This window comes from Aliivibrio logei (assembly GCF_001691055.1).
Taxonomy (GTDB): domain Bacteria; phylum Pseudomonadota; class Gammaproteobacteria; order Enterobacterales; family Vibrionaceae; genus Aliivibrio; species Aliivibrio salmonicida.
Map to the genome: position 1 here is coordinate 145,311 of NZ_MAJU01000015.1, position 16,335 is coordinate 161,645.

12 protein-coding genes and 2 tRNA genes are annotated in these 16,335 nt (G+C 37.3%); 7 read left to right on the forward strand and 7 right to left on the reverse strand.

Going from position 1 to position 16,335, the window contains the following annotated elements:
- Positions 1-193: 193 nt before the first annotated feature.
- From A6E04_RS14825 to A6E04_RS14835, 3 genes are all read right to left on the reverse strand, one after another.
- Complete coding sequence (locus A6E04_RS14825) at positions 194-1,450, reverse strand: DEAD/DEAH box helicase (protein WP_012551772.1); 1,257 nt, start codon at positions 1,448-1,450, stop codon at positions 194-196.
- Between the two features lie 76 nt (positions 1,451-1,526).
- Entirely contained in the window at positions 1,527-4,691 is a 3,165-nt protein-coding gene (locus A6E04_RS14830) for an HD domain-containing phosphohydrolase (protein ID WP_065611713.1), read from the reverse strand.
- Positions 4,692-4,819: 128 nt separating this feature from the next.
- The gene (locus tag A6E04_RS14835) at positions 4,820-5,842 is read right to left on the reverse strand and encodes a porin (RefSeq protein ID WP_017020903.1); all 1,023 of its coding nucleotides are present in this window, start codon (positions 5,840-5,842) and stop codon (positions 4,820-4,822) included.
- A gap of 353 nt (positions 5,843-6,195) precedes the next feature.
- Here A6E04_RS14835 and A6E04_RS14840 point away from each other — a divergent pair.
- The 3 genes from A6E04_RS14840 to A6E04_RS14850 all read left to right on the forward strand — a co-directional run bounded on the left by A6E04_RS14840 (position 6,196) and on the right by A6E04_RS14850 (position 7,817).
- Positions 6,196-6,286, forward strand: a tRNA-Ser gene (locus A6E04_RS14840).
- Between the two features lie 39 nt (positions 6,287-6,325).
- Positions 6,326-6,402 (forward strand) — tRNA-Asp (locus A6E04_RS14845).
- A gap of 173 nt (positions 6,403-6,575) precedes the next feature.
- Positions 6,576-7,817, forward strand: a complete 1,242-nt coding sequence (locus A6E04_RS14850; protein ID WP_065611714.1) for a sensor domain-containing diguanylate cyclase — start codon at positions 6,576-6,578, stop codon at positions 7,815-7,817.
- Here the strand turns inward: A6E04_RS14850 and A6E04_RS14855 are convergent.
- Positions 7,814-8,050: a DUF3389 domain-containing protein gene (locus A6E04_RS14855; RefSeq protein ID WP_012551768.1), complete on the reverse strand. Its 237-nt coding sequence runs from the start codon at positions 8,048-8,050 to the stop codon at positions 7,814-7,816. The genes A6E04_RS14850 and A6E04_RS14855 overlap by 4 nt on opposite strands.
- Positions 8,051-8,235: 185 nt before the next feature.
- Between A6E04_RS14855 and A6E04_RS14860 the strand changes: the two genes are divergently transcribed.
- Positions 8,236-9,363, forward strand: coding sequence for an acyl-CoA desaturase (locus A6E04_RS14860; RefSeq protein ID WP_065611715.1), 1,128 nt, complete (start codon positions 8,236-8,238; stop codon positions 9,361-9,363).
- Between the two features lie 66 nt (positions 9,364-9,429).
- Here A6E04_RS14860 and A6E04_RS14865 read toward each other — a convergent pair whose 3' ends face one another.
- A complete protein-coding gene (locus A6E04_RS14865; protein WP_065611716.1) occupies positions 9,430-10,395 on the reverse strand; it encodes a S1 family peptidase in 966 nt (321 codons plus the stop codon).
- Positions 10,396-10,617: 222 nt separating this feature from the next.
- Here A6E04_RS14865 and A6E04_RS14870 point away from each other — a divergent pair, with 222 nt between their 5' ends.
- Positions 10,618-11,631, forward strand: a complete 1,014-nt coding sequence (locus tag A6E04_RS14870; RefSeq protein ID WP_065611717.1) for an acyltransferase — start codon at positions 10,618-10,620, stop codon at positions 11,629-11,631.
- A gap of 6 nt (positions 11,632-11,637) precedes the next feature.
- Here the strand turns inward: A6E04_RS14870 and A6E04_RS14875 are convergent, their stop codons facing one another.
- Positions 11,638-12,543: a LysR family transcriptional regulator gene (locus tag A6E04_RS14875; protein ID WP_065611718.1), complete on the reverse strand. Its 906-nt coding sequence runs from the start codon at positions 12,541-12,543 to the stop codon at positions 11,638-11,640.
- A 208-nt stretch (positions 12,544-12,751) separates the two neighbouring features.
- Here A6E04_RS14875 and A6E04_RS14880 point away from each other — a divergent pair, with 208 nt between their 5' ends.
- Positions 12,752-14,803: an alkyl/aryl-sulfatase gene (locus A6E04_RS14880; RefSeq protein WP_065611719.1), complete on the forward strand. Its 2,052-nt coding sequence runs from the start codon at positions 12,752-12,754 to the stop codon at positions 14,801-14,803.
- A 148-nt stretch (positions 14,804-14,951) separates the two neighbouring features.
- Positions 14,952-15,326, forward strand: a complete 375-nt coding sequence (locus A6E04_RS14885; protein WP_017023288.1) for a hypothetical protein — start codon at positions 14,952-14,954, stop codon at positions 15,324-15,326.
- 2 nt (positions 15,327-15,328) lie between these two features.
- On the opposite strand, the gene A6E04_RS14890 is transcribed toward A6E04_RS14885, so the two are convergent.
- Positions 15,329-16,237, reverse strand: coding sequence for a DUF808 domain-containing protein (locus A6E04_RS14890; RefSeq protein WP_065611720.1), 909 nt, complete (start codon positions 16,235-16,237; stop codon positions 15,329-15,331).
- Positions 16,238-16,335: the final 98 nt, after the last annotated feature.

Here is a 16,335-nt window from a genome sequence, read left to right on the forward strand (position 1 = left end):
TGTGCTTCATACTTAAGAATTAATGACTTATATTTGAACATAATCACACTATTAAAGATCAAGTAAAACAAATAAGATAAAAATAAACCACATATAACATTCAAATATAAAACAACCACATTACAAACAAAAAAAATACCCAACATCATTTCATTCATGAATATTGGGTATTTGATTTATATATTATGTTTTCTTATTTCTTGAACTTACCGCGATTAGCATGAACGTTTGTTTTTGCTTTCATTTTTCTTTTATCTGAAGAACGACCACGGCTTTGTCTCGGTTGATTCTCTTTTTTCGGTGCATTAGGATCTGGTTCGTAACCCTTTAACCATTCTTGAGGTAAACGCGTATCTAATAATGTTTCAATCGCTTTTAATAAGTAATCTTCATCCGCACTCATTAATGAAACGGCTTTACCAGTGTGCCCAGCTCTGCCTGTACGACCAATTCGATGAACATAATCTTCTGCTTTAAATGGTAATTCGTAGTTAATTACGCATTCAAGTTGTTCAATATCTAAGCCTCGAGCAGCTACGTCAGTCGCAATTAATGCACGAATTTTACCCGTTTTAAACTCTTCTAATGCTCGAATACGAGCACCTTGGCTTTTATCACCATTAATAGAAGCCGCTTTAATGCCATCCAACTTAAGCTCTTTTACTAAATCATCAGAACCTTGCTTGGTTTTTGTAAAGACTAAAACTTGCTTCCAATTACGAGAGCCTATCAAATACGCAAGCAATTCGCTTTTACGATGCTTATCGACAGGATAAACCATTTGCTCAACAGTATCTGCAGTACTATTTGAAGGGGTAACTTGAACCACTTTTGGATTATCAAGAATACGGTAAGCAATCTCTTTAATCTTATCGCCAAACGTAGCAGAGAAAAATAACGTCTGATGCTTGCTTGCCATTTTTCGTAAGATACGTTGAATGTCAGGCATAAAGCCCATATCAAGCATTCTATCTGCTTCATCTAAAACAAGGTATTCAGCTTGATTTAACGTTATATTGTTTAAGTGTAAGTGATCAAGTAATCGCCCTGGTGTAGCAACTAAGATGTCTGCACCACCAATAAGGTTTTCTGTTTGTATTTTGACACTTGTGCCGCCATACGCTACAACACACTTAAGGTCGGTATTTTTAGTATACGTCACCAAGCTATCGAACACTTGTTGAGCCAACTCTCTTGTTGGCGTCAAGATTAACGTACGAATAACTTTAGAATTAGCAATTCGTGGACTTGGGCTTTCAATCAACCGTTGAATTAGTGGTAAACCAAAGGCCGCCGTTTTACCTGTACCCGTTTGTGCCCCTGCAAGTACATCATGTCCTTTTAATACGAGTGGGATAGCTTGCTGTTGTACAGGAGTTGCCTCTGTAAAACCCAATTCTGAAACGATGTTAACGAGCTCGGTAGTTAACCCTAATGAAGCAAATGACATGATGAACCTTTACATAGACAATAATTTGGGCTGATTGTAACAAAACTAATATCAATCATACTAATTAAATCATTAGCTATAGATACTTAGTAATATCGACAGTATCTAACTGCGCTTCTGGTAGGTATGTTTTCGCATACTCAATATAAAGACCACTTTCAATAAAGAGCTTAAATACATCTTCATCAATATATTCATCGACAACCATCTGATACATGATCTCAATAGCAACACTCACTGGTTTTGCTTTTTTATAAGGCCTATCAGATGCGGTAAGGGCTTCAAAAATATCAGCCAATACTAATATTCGCTCTGGAACAGACAAGTCTTTAGCACTTAATTTTCTAGGGTAACCCGTTCCTTTTAGCGTTTCATGATGAGTTGAAGCATATCTTGGAACTCGAGCTAGTTTAGGTGGGAATGGTAAGCTCTCTAGCATCTTGATTGTACTTATCATATGTTCATTAATTTTAAAACGATCTTCTGTCGTTAACGTTCCACGCTCAATGCATAAATTATATATTTCCCCCAAATTGTACTGTAATTCAGGGACCTCCATTTTTATTCCAAATTCTGGGTTTATTTCAAACGAACGGACACGGGTAATTTGATGATATGGTTTATCACTAAGTAATTGCTCTTTTATGGGCAGTGTTACCGTGCTTTTATCTATTGCTAGCTCTTCGGCTGGTGATAAGCCTAGGGTGTCATCAAAAAAACGTAACCATTCTTTTTTCGAAATTAGATGGATCTTATCTTGAGCCTCTTCACTCATGAATTCCTGACCAACATTACAAGTGGCAACAAATTCAAATTCTTGTCTTAATTCTTTCTGTGTTAACTCTTTTTGTTTTCTTAGTTCTGATTCATTATTTGGCATTTCTTGAACTGCCTTATAATATTCAATTTCAGCATCACGCCATAACACTTCAAATCTCATGCGAATTTCATGAATTCGATTATAATTGGCTTCTAGTTTTGTTCCTTTATCAATAATATGTTCTGGTGTGGTTATCTTCCCACAATCATGAAGCCAAGCCGCAATTCTGAACTCTCTACGTTCATCCTCATTGAGAAATACAAAGTCTTTTAAGATGCCTCGTTTCGACGTTTCAGCCGCTTTTGCTAACATCATTCCTAATATTGGCACTCGATTACAATGCCCTGCCGTATATGGCGATTTATCATCTATCGCTTGAGCAATCAATTGAATAAAAGACTCTACGAACTCTTCTTGATTTTTTTCATGTTGGATAAGCTCTTTAACCATATCATCGACTGAGACGGATAAATCCCATACTTCTTTTATATAGCTATCCACTTTTAGTACCTGATCATAATTACCATTTTTTATTTGTATGGTTTCTTTTTGCAATAATCGAATCGGTTTAACAACAGGTCCACTTAAAAACCACGCAAAGGGAATAAATAGCACCATCACAATCATCGTTAGTAAAATTGAGGCATAAAGTTTTTCGTTCACTTCTGAATAAATAAGTTCATTAGGAATAACGACCCCAAAATATTCATTTTCATTAATGGCGCTGACATAGAAATATTTCATCACGCCATTGACGTCTTTTTGTATCAACTGGCCTTGCAACCCTTCACTGTTCGCTAACGTAACTAATTCGGGGTAAGGCACCAGAAGATCTCTTTCTTGATCTTTCACCGTCAAATGGTAACTGCCATTCCATTTGTCTTCTAACATTGAACGCTGAGCTAAAGAAATATTTTGGATAGCACGATTAATTAAATTTATAACCGCTTGATCTTCTTTCTTCATTGTAAAAAAGAATTTCAAGTTGCCATTCCAACCTAAAATACTCACATTCTGATGAAAAGTTAAATCACTAAATACATATTGTTCACTGGCGGCACCCAAGGTAAGCGTCGTACCAATAACAGCATCGGTTCGACCCGATACGACGGAACTCAACGCCTCTTTAATCGTGTCAAATATCACGATATCAACTCTCGGGTAACCTTGTTTTAATTTAGGGATCACTGACCAATCTTTAACAACCGCGAGTGCTTTATCATTTAACTGATCAAGTCTCTCTATTTTTATGTCCGTTTGCTTAGTCACAATACTAACCGGCAGTTGGTACATAGGTTCACTGTAACGTTCAAATTTTAAATTATTGTCTATTTTTAATATCGAATGTAATAAGTCTATCTCTCCCTTTTGATATTCTTCAACTAATTCATTCCAAGAAAAACCATTAATAAATTTGAATTTCAGCCCTGTCATTTCAGAAACAATTTCTAATAACTCGATGGCATAACCTTCAGGTTTACCTGCGACAGCATAGTCAATTGGAAGCCAATCCATTTGGTTTGATACTTTCAATTTACCGCGTTTTTGAACTAATGCTTTCTCTTCTTCCGTTAACTTTAAGGGAACCGACTCAATGTCTGCTTTTTTGAATGAATGATTCCAATTTGAAGCGATTACTTCACCCGAGTCTTTATAGATAAACCCTTCTTGATTACTCTCAAGAGCACTACCAAGAGAAGATGAGACTAAAGCGTCCGACATCGATGAAAGAACAATATCAATGCCAATCACTTTGTCGGTATTTTCCACCTTAATTGAATACGTTTGCCCAGTGATTTGAAGATATTGAAAGAAATAAGGGTTAGTTTTATAAGATACATTTTCTTGAGATTGTAAAAACCAAGGCCTTTGTGAAGGGTAATAAGTAGTGGCTGCTGTTGTTTTGTCTCTTAATACAAAATCGTCAGAGTAATAAGAAAATGTTTTAATCCGTTGCGATCCCTCCCCTTTGGCCTGAACGAATACCCATCGATCATTTTTATCCGCATTCAATTTTTCTCTAATAATTAATGACGCATCCAAATTAATCACTTGAAAAAAATCATCGTTATCAGAAGCAATATAAATACTATAAAAGATAGGATTATTTGATAATACTTCAGTAAATATTTTTTTAATGTCCTCTTCTCTTCTTTGATAATGAGGAGAGCTGCCAATTTTTGCTAGAATTTTACCTACGTTTGAAGCCCCGGTATCCAGAAAACGGATGTGCGTATTTACCATCGTAGACATTGATGAATAGGTTGTTAATGCATTCTCTGTGGCGAGTTGCTTACTAAAATAATACTGAAACCCAATCGCTATTGATGCCGTAAATAAAGTAGCAAATACAAACAACCCCCCAAGTGCCAGTTTGATTGATATTTTTCTGTGTGTGAAACATCCTTTTCTCACCACCATTTCTAATCCTCTTTACCTACTGCACAAATAAAAACACTCACTTAATCTTAGTATAGTTAAAATAAAAAAATCCAACGTACTTTGAAATACGCTGGATCTAAGATTCTAGAATAATAGTGTGCTAACCATTATAGGTAGTAACGAGCACCTAACATCCACTTGTTGTCTTCTGTGTCATTATAATCATTACCAAGATCTAATTGATAACCAGTAAAGCCTACAAATTTATCAGTAAAGTTGTATTCCGCTTGAATAGCCGTAGTGCTATATACTGTTTTACTTGCGTCATTATCAACGACTGATTCATAATTTAAGCTAAGGTTTAAACTGTTATCTAAAGCGTAAGCAACCAAAGCTTCGTATGCTGAACCATCTTCAATCAAGATACCATTAGCATCACTGTTCATATTCTCATTCATTGCATATACACCAGCAACATATAAGCCTGAACCATATTGACCATAAGTTGCACTCAATATATGAGACTCAGATGTTTCTGATTTCAGACCGTAATCTACATCGCCTGTGTTGTATGCATAGTTTGCAGAGAAACCAGCAACATTATAATTCAATGCGATTTGAGCACGGTTACCGTAATCGTTCTCAATAATTGAATTGTCAGGCGTATCTGTTTTACGTCCCTGCCAACCAGCAGCCAATGCTAGTTTACCTGCATCACCCAATTCAAACGCTTTCCCATAGCTCAACATTTTGTCTGCACGAGCCGTACCTAAGTTACCTTGATCTTCGTAAAGAAATTCGTTGGCAAATGCAATTGGTAAATCAGCAACACCACCGACACTGTAATAAGGTGACCATTGCGTACCCGCAACAGCTCGGCCAAATTCTTCATGCGTCAAACCGATGTAACCTAAACGAGTCGTGAATGCATTTTCACCACCATCTAAATAGTTAAGAGCCCATTCGCCTTTTGCATCAGCAACAAAACCATTACCAAGATCATGCGTTGCATTAAAATTAATACGTGGAGAGACAGAAGTTACATCAGTATTACCTTCATCAGAACCTTCTAAAGCAACAGATACGTGACCACCAATATCAAAGGTTGTGCCTTCTTCATTATAAAGTTCAACAGCCACTGCGTTAGATGATGCAGCGATAATAGCTAATGCCAATAATTTTTTATTCATTCTCAATTTCCATTTAATTATGCCCTTTGAAGACTCTCTTCATAGGGAACCGTATGACCAACAATTAAGTCACACGATAAATGCAAAGTTCAAACAATCAGAGTAAAACGTTAACAAAACACAAAAAAAATTAAAAATTTAGAACAGTTAGTTGTTATTAATCAATAAGAAAAGCACACCTAACAAATGTAGCAATATGTTTCATTTATGTTTTTTTAGCGTTTCCTTTCATGAAAAATAAAAATAACGTGGAGAATAAATGCGCTAAATGTATAAAAAAAACACGAACACTTCTTTATTTTAATTTAAGACTTTACAAGATTTACTCATCGCCGTATTATGCGCTCAACAACGGAGGGATGGCTGAGTGGTCGAAAGCACCGGTCTTGAAAACCGGCAACCGTTAATAGCGGTTCTAGGGTTCAAATCCCTATCCCTCCACCAATTTTCAAAATTCAGATAGAGTCTGGGTTTTAAAAAATTGGAGCGGTAGTTCAGTTGGTTAGAATACCGGCCTGTCACGCCGGGGGTCGCGGGTTCGAGTCCCGTCCGCTCCGCCAATACAACCAAGGCATTGTCGAAAGACGATGCCTTTTTTGTATCTATCACATCTACATTTATAAACGGACAGCAAGATAAACCCCCTCCTCAATTATTTACCACATATAATACGTTTATTTTTTGTTCATAAAACGCTAGTATAAAAAGTATTATTTAATGACCGAGATAATATATGAAATCCATAGTTATCGATTCAACTTATGGCATTGTTATACATCGTAATTTTATTCCTTTGTTTGCAGATGAAAAATATGCACAGACATTTGGATTTGAATCCGTTAACGATGTTATGAATCTCAGTTCATTATTTGAAATTATTGATCCTAAGTTCCATGAACTCGCGCAACAATCTTACAGCAATGTCATGTCAGGAAAAGACCAACCAAAGGTTCGTTCATACGTCAACCAAGATGCTAATGGTCGAATTTTCTCAGTTCTAACTGTCGATCATATTGTGGAATGGGAAGGAGAACCTGCACTACAAATTACGGTTATTGATATGTCAGCCATTGATGAAACCAACCATAAGATTTTAGAACAAGAACAAAAATACAAAGACTTAATATGGAATTCCTTACAGGGTATTGTTGTTCATCGCCACTTCAAACCGCTTATGGTTAATCCCGCATTTGTCCGTATTATTGGTGCTGAATCGGTTGCCGAAGTCATGGCGATGGAGTCTTTTAAATTCATTATTCCTGAATATAATCATGAACATGCATCTAATTTATACTATCAATTGATTTCTGGTGAAATTGAAAATACAAACTCAGTTGTTGAAAACATACGCCTTGATGGTGAATCTCGATTTTTTCAGTTATTTGAAAGTGTTATTGATTGGAATGGCGAACTTGCCGTTCAGAGTTCTATTATCGACGTTACTGAAAAATACCATTTAGAACGTAAAATTGAATTTCAAGCCAAACACGATGACTTAACTGGATTATTAAATCGCAGAGCAATAACTGAATTTTTATTAAAAGAACAAGAAGAGCATTTACGCCCCTCTCAGACTTGTTTATTAATTGATATCGATAACTTTAAATTTATTAATGACCAATTTGGCCACAGTGCTGGCGACAGTGTTATCCAACAATTTGCAAAGCTGTGTTCAACGTTCGTCAAAGATAACGGTGTTATCGGCCGATGGGGAGGTGAAGAGTTTATTATTTTCTTCCCGCAACTCAATGTAGAGCAGGCGAATAATATTGCAGAAAAAATCAGATATGCCTGCGAAGAAGTGCATTTTATATTTAATGGCATTCAACATTCAATTACGGTAAGTATTGGTATCAGCACCTGCCTTTCAACTTCATGCAGTATTGAAGCTTTAGTTCAAAACGCTGATAACAATATGTATCAAGCTAAACAACAGGGAAAAAACCAAATTGTCTTACCAAAACGATTAAGCTAATAACGCTCAATCGCAATGCCTATTTCTTGAGAGAGGTGTTGCAGCTGTTGTTCATCATCTAATAATACGGACCATTTTAATCCACTTCCTACTGCGCTAATTACATTTGCCCCACCAATCAACGTAATGGCATCAACTTCTGCTTGTAACATTGTTTTAGATTTATTATTTAATCGCACAACCAACTCATGCTGGTTAGCAATAATGTCCCCTTCTGAAAATGACATTTTCATTTACTACAACTCATACGAAATTTATTTGTACCAAATTATAGCAAACTTGTTCCCTCCTTCTTACTTCTTTTATCTACCTCTCATTTGTTTAAATTAGTTACCTATTGCTACCGCACTTATCTTGACTAAAATATCCACACGAACTATTCTAGCGCACAACTGTACGCTTAAATGGAACTGTTATTATGAATAAAGGATCTAAACCACCAATTATTTGGTTGAATGTATTTATTTTTACATCAAGTCTGTTACTTGCTTTAGTTGCAACCCCTATTTATGCCTATTATAACGGCCTAGGTACTGAACACTGGATATGGCTGCTGCTAACTTTTAGCTTTTGTAATCTTTCTATAACAGCTGGCTATCATCGTTTATGGTCTCATAAAGCTTATAATGCTCATCCTGCATTACGTTTTATTTTTGCTTTAGGGGGCGCCTTTGCCCTACAAAATAGTGCCTTACATTGGTCATCTGATCATAGAATTCATCATCGTCACGTAGATGATAATGATAAAGACCCTTATTCAGCAAAACGCGGATTTTGGTTTTCACATATAGGCTGGATGCTACGTCACTATAAGCCAGCTAAATTTGATGATTATTCAAACTGCCGTGATTTACAAAAAGACAAAATAGTCATGTGGCAACATAATCATTATGTTCCCCTTGCTTTAGTCATGAATCTAGGTGTACCACTGCTTCTGGGTGTTATTTATGGTGACATCCTTGGCATGCTTTTAATGATAGGTGCAGTACGTTTAGTATTAAACCACCACACGACTTTTTTCATTAATTCACTCGCTCATATCTGGGGTAGCCAACCTTATACAGAGAAAAATACCGCTCGTGATAATGGTATTTTAGCGGTCCTGACTTTTGGGGAGGGTTATCATAACTACCACCACATATTCGAAAATGACTATAGAAATGGCATTTATTGGTGGCAATATGATCCAACTAAATGGTTAATTAAAAGCTGCTCTTGGTTAGGGTTAACAAGCAAACTTCGCATTAGCCCTCAAGCTAAAGTAGAAAAAGCGCAAGCGTTAATGTTACGAAAAAAAGCAGAAGATAAAATTGCAAAGCTTCATAACTATCATGCCGTAAAAGAGCATTTAGAGGCCGAGTACGAAGCCCTGATTGATCGCATGTCTGAATACTATGATTCAAAAAAGCAATTACTTGAAAATAAGAAGAATGCATTATCAAAACAATATGAAATCGCGATTCTAAATGTTCAACATAAACAAATAAAAATGCAGTTTGAACAACAGAAAAAAGCATGGAACCGCTTAGTGCTTCAATATGTTTAATTGATAGAAACAAAAAAGGGACATGACTTCATCGCCATGTCCCTTTTTATTGTCAAAAATACTGAGTCATGACGCTCTACTCTTTCGGTAGTATCCAAATAATGATAACCCAAGCAATCCAAACAATGAAATTGGGCCACCAGAGCTACTGCTACTCGTTGTTGCTGTAATCGTTGATGTAACTTCGCCCCTTTGAGCTTTTAGGATCCAGTCTTTATATTGACTGACATCGGTAAAAACAGACTGAGCAGGTAACGTACCCGTTGCTACGATCGTTTGACCACATACTGATGGACCAAAACTAACGATACCAATTTGAGTTCCATTCCAAACAAGTGGACCGCCAGAATCCCCTTGGCACGTTGCGGTCACTAAATTTGAAGAATCAAAAGAATACCCGGACGAGCACACTTGCTTATCTGACGTAGTGAAGTTAGCCCACACATTACAATCCGTTGGATTAACATATTTCACCTGAGCTTCCATAAAATCAACGTTTGTATTTGCTTGAGTCGAAGATAGTCGCCCATAACCAATAATGGTAAAAATAGAGTCTACCACTCTGTAACCTTGATCTGATAAATCTCCTAGCGGTACCGCATGGCCCAGAGTGTAATTAGGTAACGCTTCTGATAACTCTAAGACCGCCACATCATTAATTAAGGTCGTATTATCATAATTACTTGGGTAATAGATATTCTTCACGGCAATGCGCTGTGCAGCAAGCATACTTTGACCATTATTTGCTTCTATTGCCACTTTCATATTTGAAACTTGTGAAGATGCAGTATCATAAACACAGTGTGCTGCCGTTAAAATATGAGTACTGTCTAAAATTGAACCACCACAAAATGGATAAATTACGCCAGGTTGACTTGCATATTCAAACATTAATGAAGCCATAAAAGGGTAACCCGCGACATTCGCGTCATTACCACCCACAATATACGGAGTAACTGAAAACTCTTCGGTTGCCAATACCACTGGTGACAACAAAGATAGCGAGACAAGTGCTCCTACAACAATTTTCATTTTCACTCCTTGATAATGTTAAGTGTTAATTAAATTGCATTAACTTGTTATGATTTTAGTGTATTATTTTTATTTAGTCTTTAATTTAAATGTTTTAATTTTAATAAACATATTTCAATACATTTACATTATTCAGACATCGTCGAATGGATTTTACGTTACAAACTATACTAATAACGTTATTACTTGATAAACCAACACTAAAAAAAATAGGAAAGTACGATGGGAAGAGTCTTCTTTTTTGATTTACTAAGGTGCATTGCAGCTATTGCGGTAGTCGCGATTCATGTGCTTGCCCCTTATAGAAACGAGCTTAACGTGATTCCATTTGACCAATGGGCAACGGCGGTATCAGTAAACAGCTTAAGTCGCTGGGCTGTCCCTGTTTTTATTATGATCACGGGTGCATTAATGCTCAGTGACAAACGAGAATTTAACGCCCCTTATTATGCAAAAAAACGCCTAGGGAAGGTGTTAGTTCCTTTTCTGTTTTGGTCTGTATTTTATGCCTTACTCTCAGGACTAACCGCACAAGGTTATGATTTTGAATCGGCGAAAAGCGTCCTTATCGATCTTCCTTTTGAGTATACCTATTACCATTTAGGTTTCTTTTATTACTTCATTCCACTCTATTTTGTGATCCCTTTCTTTCGAGTCATGGTGCAAAAACTGGATAACACCGCTCTATTTTCAATTATTGGGATCTGGTTACTAACCACTTGCTTCTTCCTCGCCAAATTTGAAGGATTGTGGAGCACTGAAATCTGGCTGTACAGTGGCTACTTATTACTAGGTTATGCGCTATATCAACGAGTAGAATTGACCAAGCAGAATACCATAATCGCTCTCGTTATCGGACTCACCGCATTAGCGACAACCGTTTACATGGTAATAAGCCAAAGTGTGCTATTAGATGAATACACCGTCGGAAGATGGTTGTCGTATAAAACCATTAATACCGTTGCGGCGGCTGGAATGCTATTTTTTGTGTGTCGTTACTATGGCGAATCGTTGTCTAATAAATCACGAACCATCGTCGGTTTCATTAGTACCTACAGCTTAGGTATTTACTTACTCCACCCATTGTTCTTATGGCCGATGAAAAATTTCCAATGGTATAACGGCCATAATCCTATGTGGGTGATCCCTGTGTGGGTTGTGATCAGTGGTGCTGGCGCATTAGGGTTAAGTTGGTTACTTTCAAAATCCAAAAAGACGGCATGGCTTGTCCCTTAAAATAAACTAACTCTTCTCGGCTGCGATAATTAACTGTCGCAGCCATTGATTCGCCTTATTATTTTCAAATTTAGTCGGCCAAATCATATGCGTTTTAATTGGCTTTGTTGAAAATGGAGCCACTAATTTCTGCAATTTAAAACTGTGTTGGTATTGAGAAACCAACCGAACAGAATTGATACCAATGAGATCAGATTGAGCAATACAAGCCATCATCCCCAGCATAGACGTATGCTCACTGCCCATTTTCCTATTCGGTAATACTTCTTCAGATAAATAATCGGTCATCGTTTGCTTAAAACGGCGCATATTCAAAAAAGCATGCTCCTCCTTAAAAAACATATCTGCATCAAGTGATTTATCAACTCGTGGATGCCCTACTCTCGCAATACAACAAATTTTATCTTCAGAGACAATCATACTTTGCAAAGAGGCTTGCCTTGGTTTTACTACATCTAATACTAAATCCACTCTTTCTAGCATTAATGCGTCAATGATTTCTATATCGCTGCTTGGTAGTTCTTTTAGCGTAACTTTAATCGTCGTATTTTTTAGTAATTCACGCAGTCTAATTTGTAGCTGGGGTAATACCGATTCTAAGGCATAGATAACAAAAGTACGCTTAGTGGACTGCGGGGCAAATCTATCGCCGTCATCCACCGCATTGACAAGCGCCATGACTGATGGCTCTACTTGTTTAAATAGATTCTCCCCATACGCCGTCACCTCTATTCCTCGCCCTGAGCGAATAAATAACTCATTTCCTAACGCGCTTTTTAACCGACGAATCGCATTACTCACAGAAGATTGAGTTAACTCTAATTCTTCCGCCGCCTTAGTGAACGATCCTGTCTGGCATACAGAAACAAACACCCGCAATAAATTCATATCAAAATCTTTCTGCTTTGACATTGCAATCTCCTATGTCGACACATCAACGATTTACCACAGCGTAAATCAATACATTTATATTATAAATAATAAGTATATCTTTTTCTCTATTTTTAAAATGAATAGAGATCACTAATATTGATTTCAGCACTGAGGCATAAAACAAAAAACGCCTCATACATATTTTATATTCAAACTAATTTACTGAATTATTTAAACAGGTGGATTTATGAAAAAAACTATTTTAGCGGTTGTTATCTCTTCAATATCTTTAGGTGCAATCGCAGCAGAGCACGACCATGAACACTTTAGTGAAATAGGTAAACAAGGCGGAAAATCAGCAAGCGAAACAACCATTGCAAAAAACAAAGCGTTTGCCAAAACATTAAACTTTTCTGATACACGCGCATTTGATAACAATAATCGTGGGCTTATCGCTTCATTTGATCAAAAAACTGGTGACATTATCCGTAATAGCTTTAATTTCATTGATCCATCAGTGGCTAACGCCGATAACGCGCCAGATTCAGTTAACCCATCATTATGGCGCCAAGCGGTATTAAACCAAGCGGCTGAAGGTCTATATGAGGTTGTTCCTGGTAAAATTTACCAAGTTCGCGGAACAGATTTAGCTTCTATCTCTTTTATCCGCAGTGATAATGGTTGGATCGCTTATGACGTCTTACTAACCCAAGAATCTGCTGGGCAATCACTGAAGTTCTTCCAAGAAAATGTGCCTGAAGGGGGTAACTTACCTGTTGTTGCAATGATCTATTCTCACTCTCATGCCGATCATTTTGGTGGATCTCGCGCGATTAAAGAAGCCTTCCCTGATGTTAAAGTGTACGGCTCTAAGCATATTACCAAAGAAATCGTTGATGAAAATGTCTTGGCGGGTAACGCCATGTCTCGCCGTACCGCTTACCAATACGGCGCAACACTTAACCGTCACGAACATGGCATTGTTGATGCTGCATTAGCAAAAGGGCTTTCTAAAGGTGCAATTACGTATGTACTACCTGATTACGAACTGAACCATAAAGAAGAAATTGAAACACTGAACATTGATGGTTTAGAAATGCAATTTATGGATGCCTCAGGTACAGAAGCGGCGTCAGAAATGGTGACTTACATTCCAAGCATGAAAGCATTATGGACAGGTGAATTAACGTATCAAGGTATGCACAATCTTTATACACTCCGCGGTGCGAAAGTGCGCGATGGTTTAAAGTGGTCTAAAAAAATCAATGAAATGCTAATGACGTGGGGCTCAACAACAGACGTTCTTTTTGCCTCTCACTCAGCGCCAGTGTGGGGAACAGAAAAGATCTCTGATTACCTAAAAATGCAACGTGATGCTTATGGCTTTACTCACAACCAAACACTTCGCTTGGCAAACGACGGCGTAGTTCTACAAGACATGGGCGATGAAATTTATACCGTGATGCCAGATAGTATTCAAAAAACATGGCACACCAATGGTTATCATGGAACTTACTCACATAATGCTCGTGCTGTTTACAATATGTATTTAGGTTACTTTGACATGAACCCTGCGAACTTAAACCCACTGCCAGTAAAACCTGAATCAGCAAAATTTGTTGAATACATGGGTGGCAGTGAGTTAATTCTAGAAAAAGCAGAAGCTGATTTTGAAAAAGGCGAATACCGCTTCATTGCAACGGCGTTAAATAAAGTGATTCAAGTTGAACCTAAAAACGTAGAAGCGCGTAAATTACTGGCTGATACTTATGAGCAACTAGGTTATCAAGCAGAAGGCGCCGGTTGGAGAAATATTTATCTTACAGGCGCTCAAGAATTGCGTGTAGGTACATTACCTGGTGCTCCTAAAACCGCATCACCTGATGTACTTGCAAATATGACCATTGAAAACTTACTTGATTATTTAGCTGTACGTGTCGACGCACTAAAAGCTCAACACACTCCGTTCACATTAAATGTTGTCATTCCTGATGAGAAAGAAACGTATTTTGTAGAAATGTCTAACGGCAACTTAAGCAACATTTTAGTTGATAAAGAAATGAAAGCTGATGCGACATTATTAATCAATCGTTCTGATGTGTCTAAAATCCTACTTCAACAAGTAACGCTAGCAACCTTATTAGAAAACGGAAGTGCTGGGATCAAAGGTGACAAATCAGTCCTACAAAAACTGACTGACTCACTAACTAATGCCGATGCTAAGTTTGAAATCGTCCCTCGCCCAGAAAAAGGCGAAGAAGTCGATGCAGAGTTATACGAAACAGCACATAAACATTAACCTATCTACCCTTTTATAAATAAAACGATTAGCAGCCAATGGTAAATAGCATCGGCTGCTTCTTTTCTACTTTCAAAATAACTTAAAAAACATCACCTATACTTAACACATTGATAAGTGATATCACTCCATTATTAGAGGTCTGTTTATGAACCAATTTCTTATTAAAATCGTCGTTATCGTTTCAACCTTATTATTTGTAGGCTGTGCAAAAACAACAACCGTCACGAATCAAAGCGAGGTGACTTCTCATTCTGTTGAGGTATTTTATAGCCCTCCAACAGAAAGAACCTATACAGAGCTAGGAATGATAAACACTCAAACAGGACAAACTATCTTTCATGACAGAAGTAATGAAGGCATGGTGAAGAAACTGCAAGATGAAGCTGAAAAACTAGGCGCAGATGCGATTATTGTTAGAGCATCAAAAGAAGGAACATGGGGAGTTAAAGGAGGAGGAACAACTGGCTTCGAACGCGGTAACGCCGAAGCCATTGCAATCAAGTTTACTGATAACAAGTAAAATTATTGAGATTTAATTTTCTGGTAAGTGCTAATCACACCAAGAAGAATAAAACCACTCAGTAAACCGATAATCCCATTACCAATGGTTAAATAGGTTGCAGCAACATAAGGAATACTAGGAAGTAAGCTAACAACGCTTTCTAGTGCATGATGAACAAATGGAATACTGTGGACAACAATACCACCACCCACTAAAAACATAGCGATGGTACCAACGACCGTTAAGAACTTCATTAACTTTGGTGCCATTGCAACAAGTCCATTCCCAATAGAGCCCAAAATGCCCTTTCCATCACTTTTACGCTGTAGATAAAAGCCTAAGTCATCCATTTTCACGATACCAGCAACAAGGCCATACACGCCAATGGTCATCAATACTGCGATTAAGCTCATTACCAATACTTGAGTAATAAACGGGTGCCCTTGAACGGTTCCAAGCGCAATAACAATGATCTCAGCAGACAAAATAAAATCGGTACGAATCGCCCCTTTTATCTTCTTCTGCTCATAATCTTCAATGTCCTCTGGATTCGTTTGCGTTTCTTTTTCATGATCTTCTTTTACATCATGATGATGAAAGAATTTCTCATGAATTTTCTCTGCGCCTTCAAAACAAAGGAACAAACCACCAATCAATAATAATGGCGTAATTAACCAAGGTGCAATCGAGCTAATCAACAAAGCTGCCGGAACCAAAATTAACTTATTCTTAAATGAGCCTTTAGCAACACCCCATACCACTGGGATCTCTCGTTCCGCTCTAACACCAGACACTTGTTGTGCGTTAAGCGCTAAATCATCACCCAATACACCCGCCGTTTTCTTTGCTGCCACTTTCGACATCAGAGCAACATCATCAAGTACTGATGCAATATCATCTAATAGTGTTAATAAACTTAACCCTGCCATTTTGTTTCCTTATTTCATCATTCTTAACTAAATAGTAATCCTAATTTGATTCTTGTCATGATTTATTTTTTAGATCATGCACAAGAAACAAAAAAACC

Coding starts and splice junctions, on each gene's coding strand:
- A6E04_RS14825 (WP_012551772.1), bottom strand. CDS start 1,450: ATGTCATTTGCTTCATTAGGGTTAACTACCGAGCTCGTTAACATCGTT.
- A6E04_RS14830 (WP_065611713.1), bottom strand. CDS start 4,691: ATGGTGGTGAGAAAAGGATGTTTCACACACAGAAAAATATCAATCAAA.
- A6E04_RS14835 (WP_017020903.1), bottom strand. CDS start 5,842: ATGAATAAAAAATTATTGGCATTAGCTATTATCGCTGCATCATCTAAC.
- A6E04_RS14850 (WP_065611714.1), top strand. CDS start 6,576: ATGAAATCCATAGTTATCGATTCAACTTATGGCATTGTTATACATCGT.
- A6E04_RS14855 (WP_012551768.1), bottom strand. CDS start 8,050: ATGAAAATGTCATTTTCAGAAGGGGACATTATTGCTAACCAGCATGAG.
- A6E04_RS14860 (WP_065611715.1), top strand. CDS start 8,236: ATGAATAAAGGATCTAAACCACCAATTATTTGGTTGAATGTATTTATT.
- A6E04_RS14865 (WP_065611716.1), bottom strand. CDS start 10,395: ATGAAAATTGTTGTAGGAGCACTTGTCTCGCTATCTTTGTTGTCACCA.
- A6E04_RS14870 (WP_065611717.1), top strand. CDS start 10,618: ATGGGAAGAGTCTTCTTTTTTGATTTACTAAGGTGCATTGCAGCTATT.
- A6E04_RS14875 (WP_065611718.1), bottom strand. CDS start 12,543: ATGTCAAAGCAGAAAGATTTTGATATGAATTTATTGCGGGTGTTTGTT.
- A6E04_RS14880 (WP_065611719.1), top strand. CDS start 12,752: ATGAAAAAAACTATTTTAGCGGTTGTTATCTCTTCAATATCTTTAGGT.
- A6E04_RS14885 (WP_017023288.1), top strand. CDS start 14,952: ATGAACCAATTTCTTATTAAAATCGTCGTTATCGTTTCAACCTTATTA.
- A6E04_RS14890 (WP_065611720.1), bottom strand. CDS start 16,237: ATGGCAGGGTTAAGTTTATTAACACTATTAGATGATATTGCATCAGTA.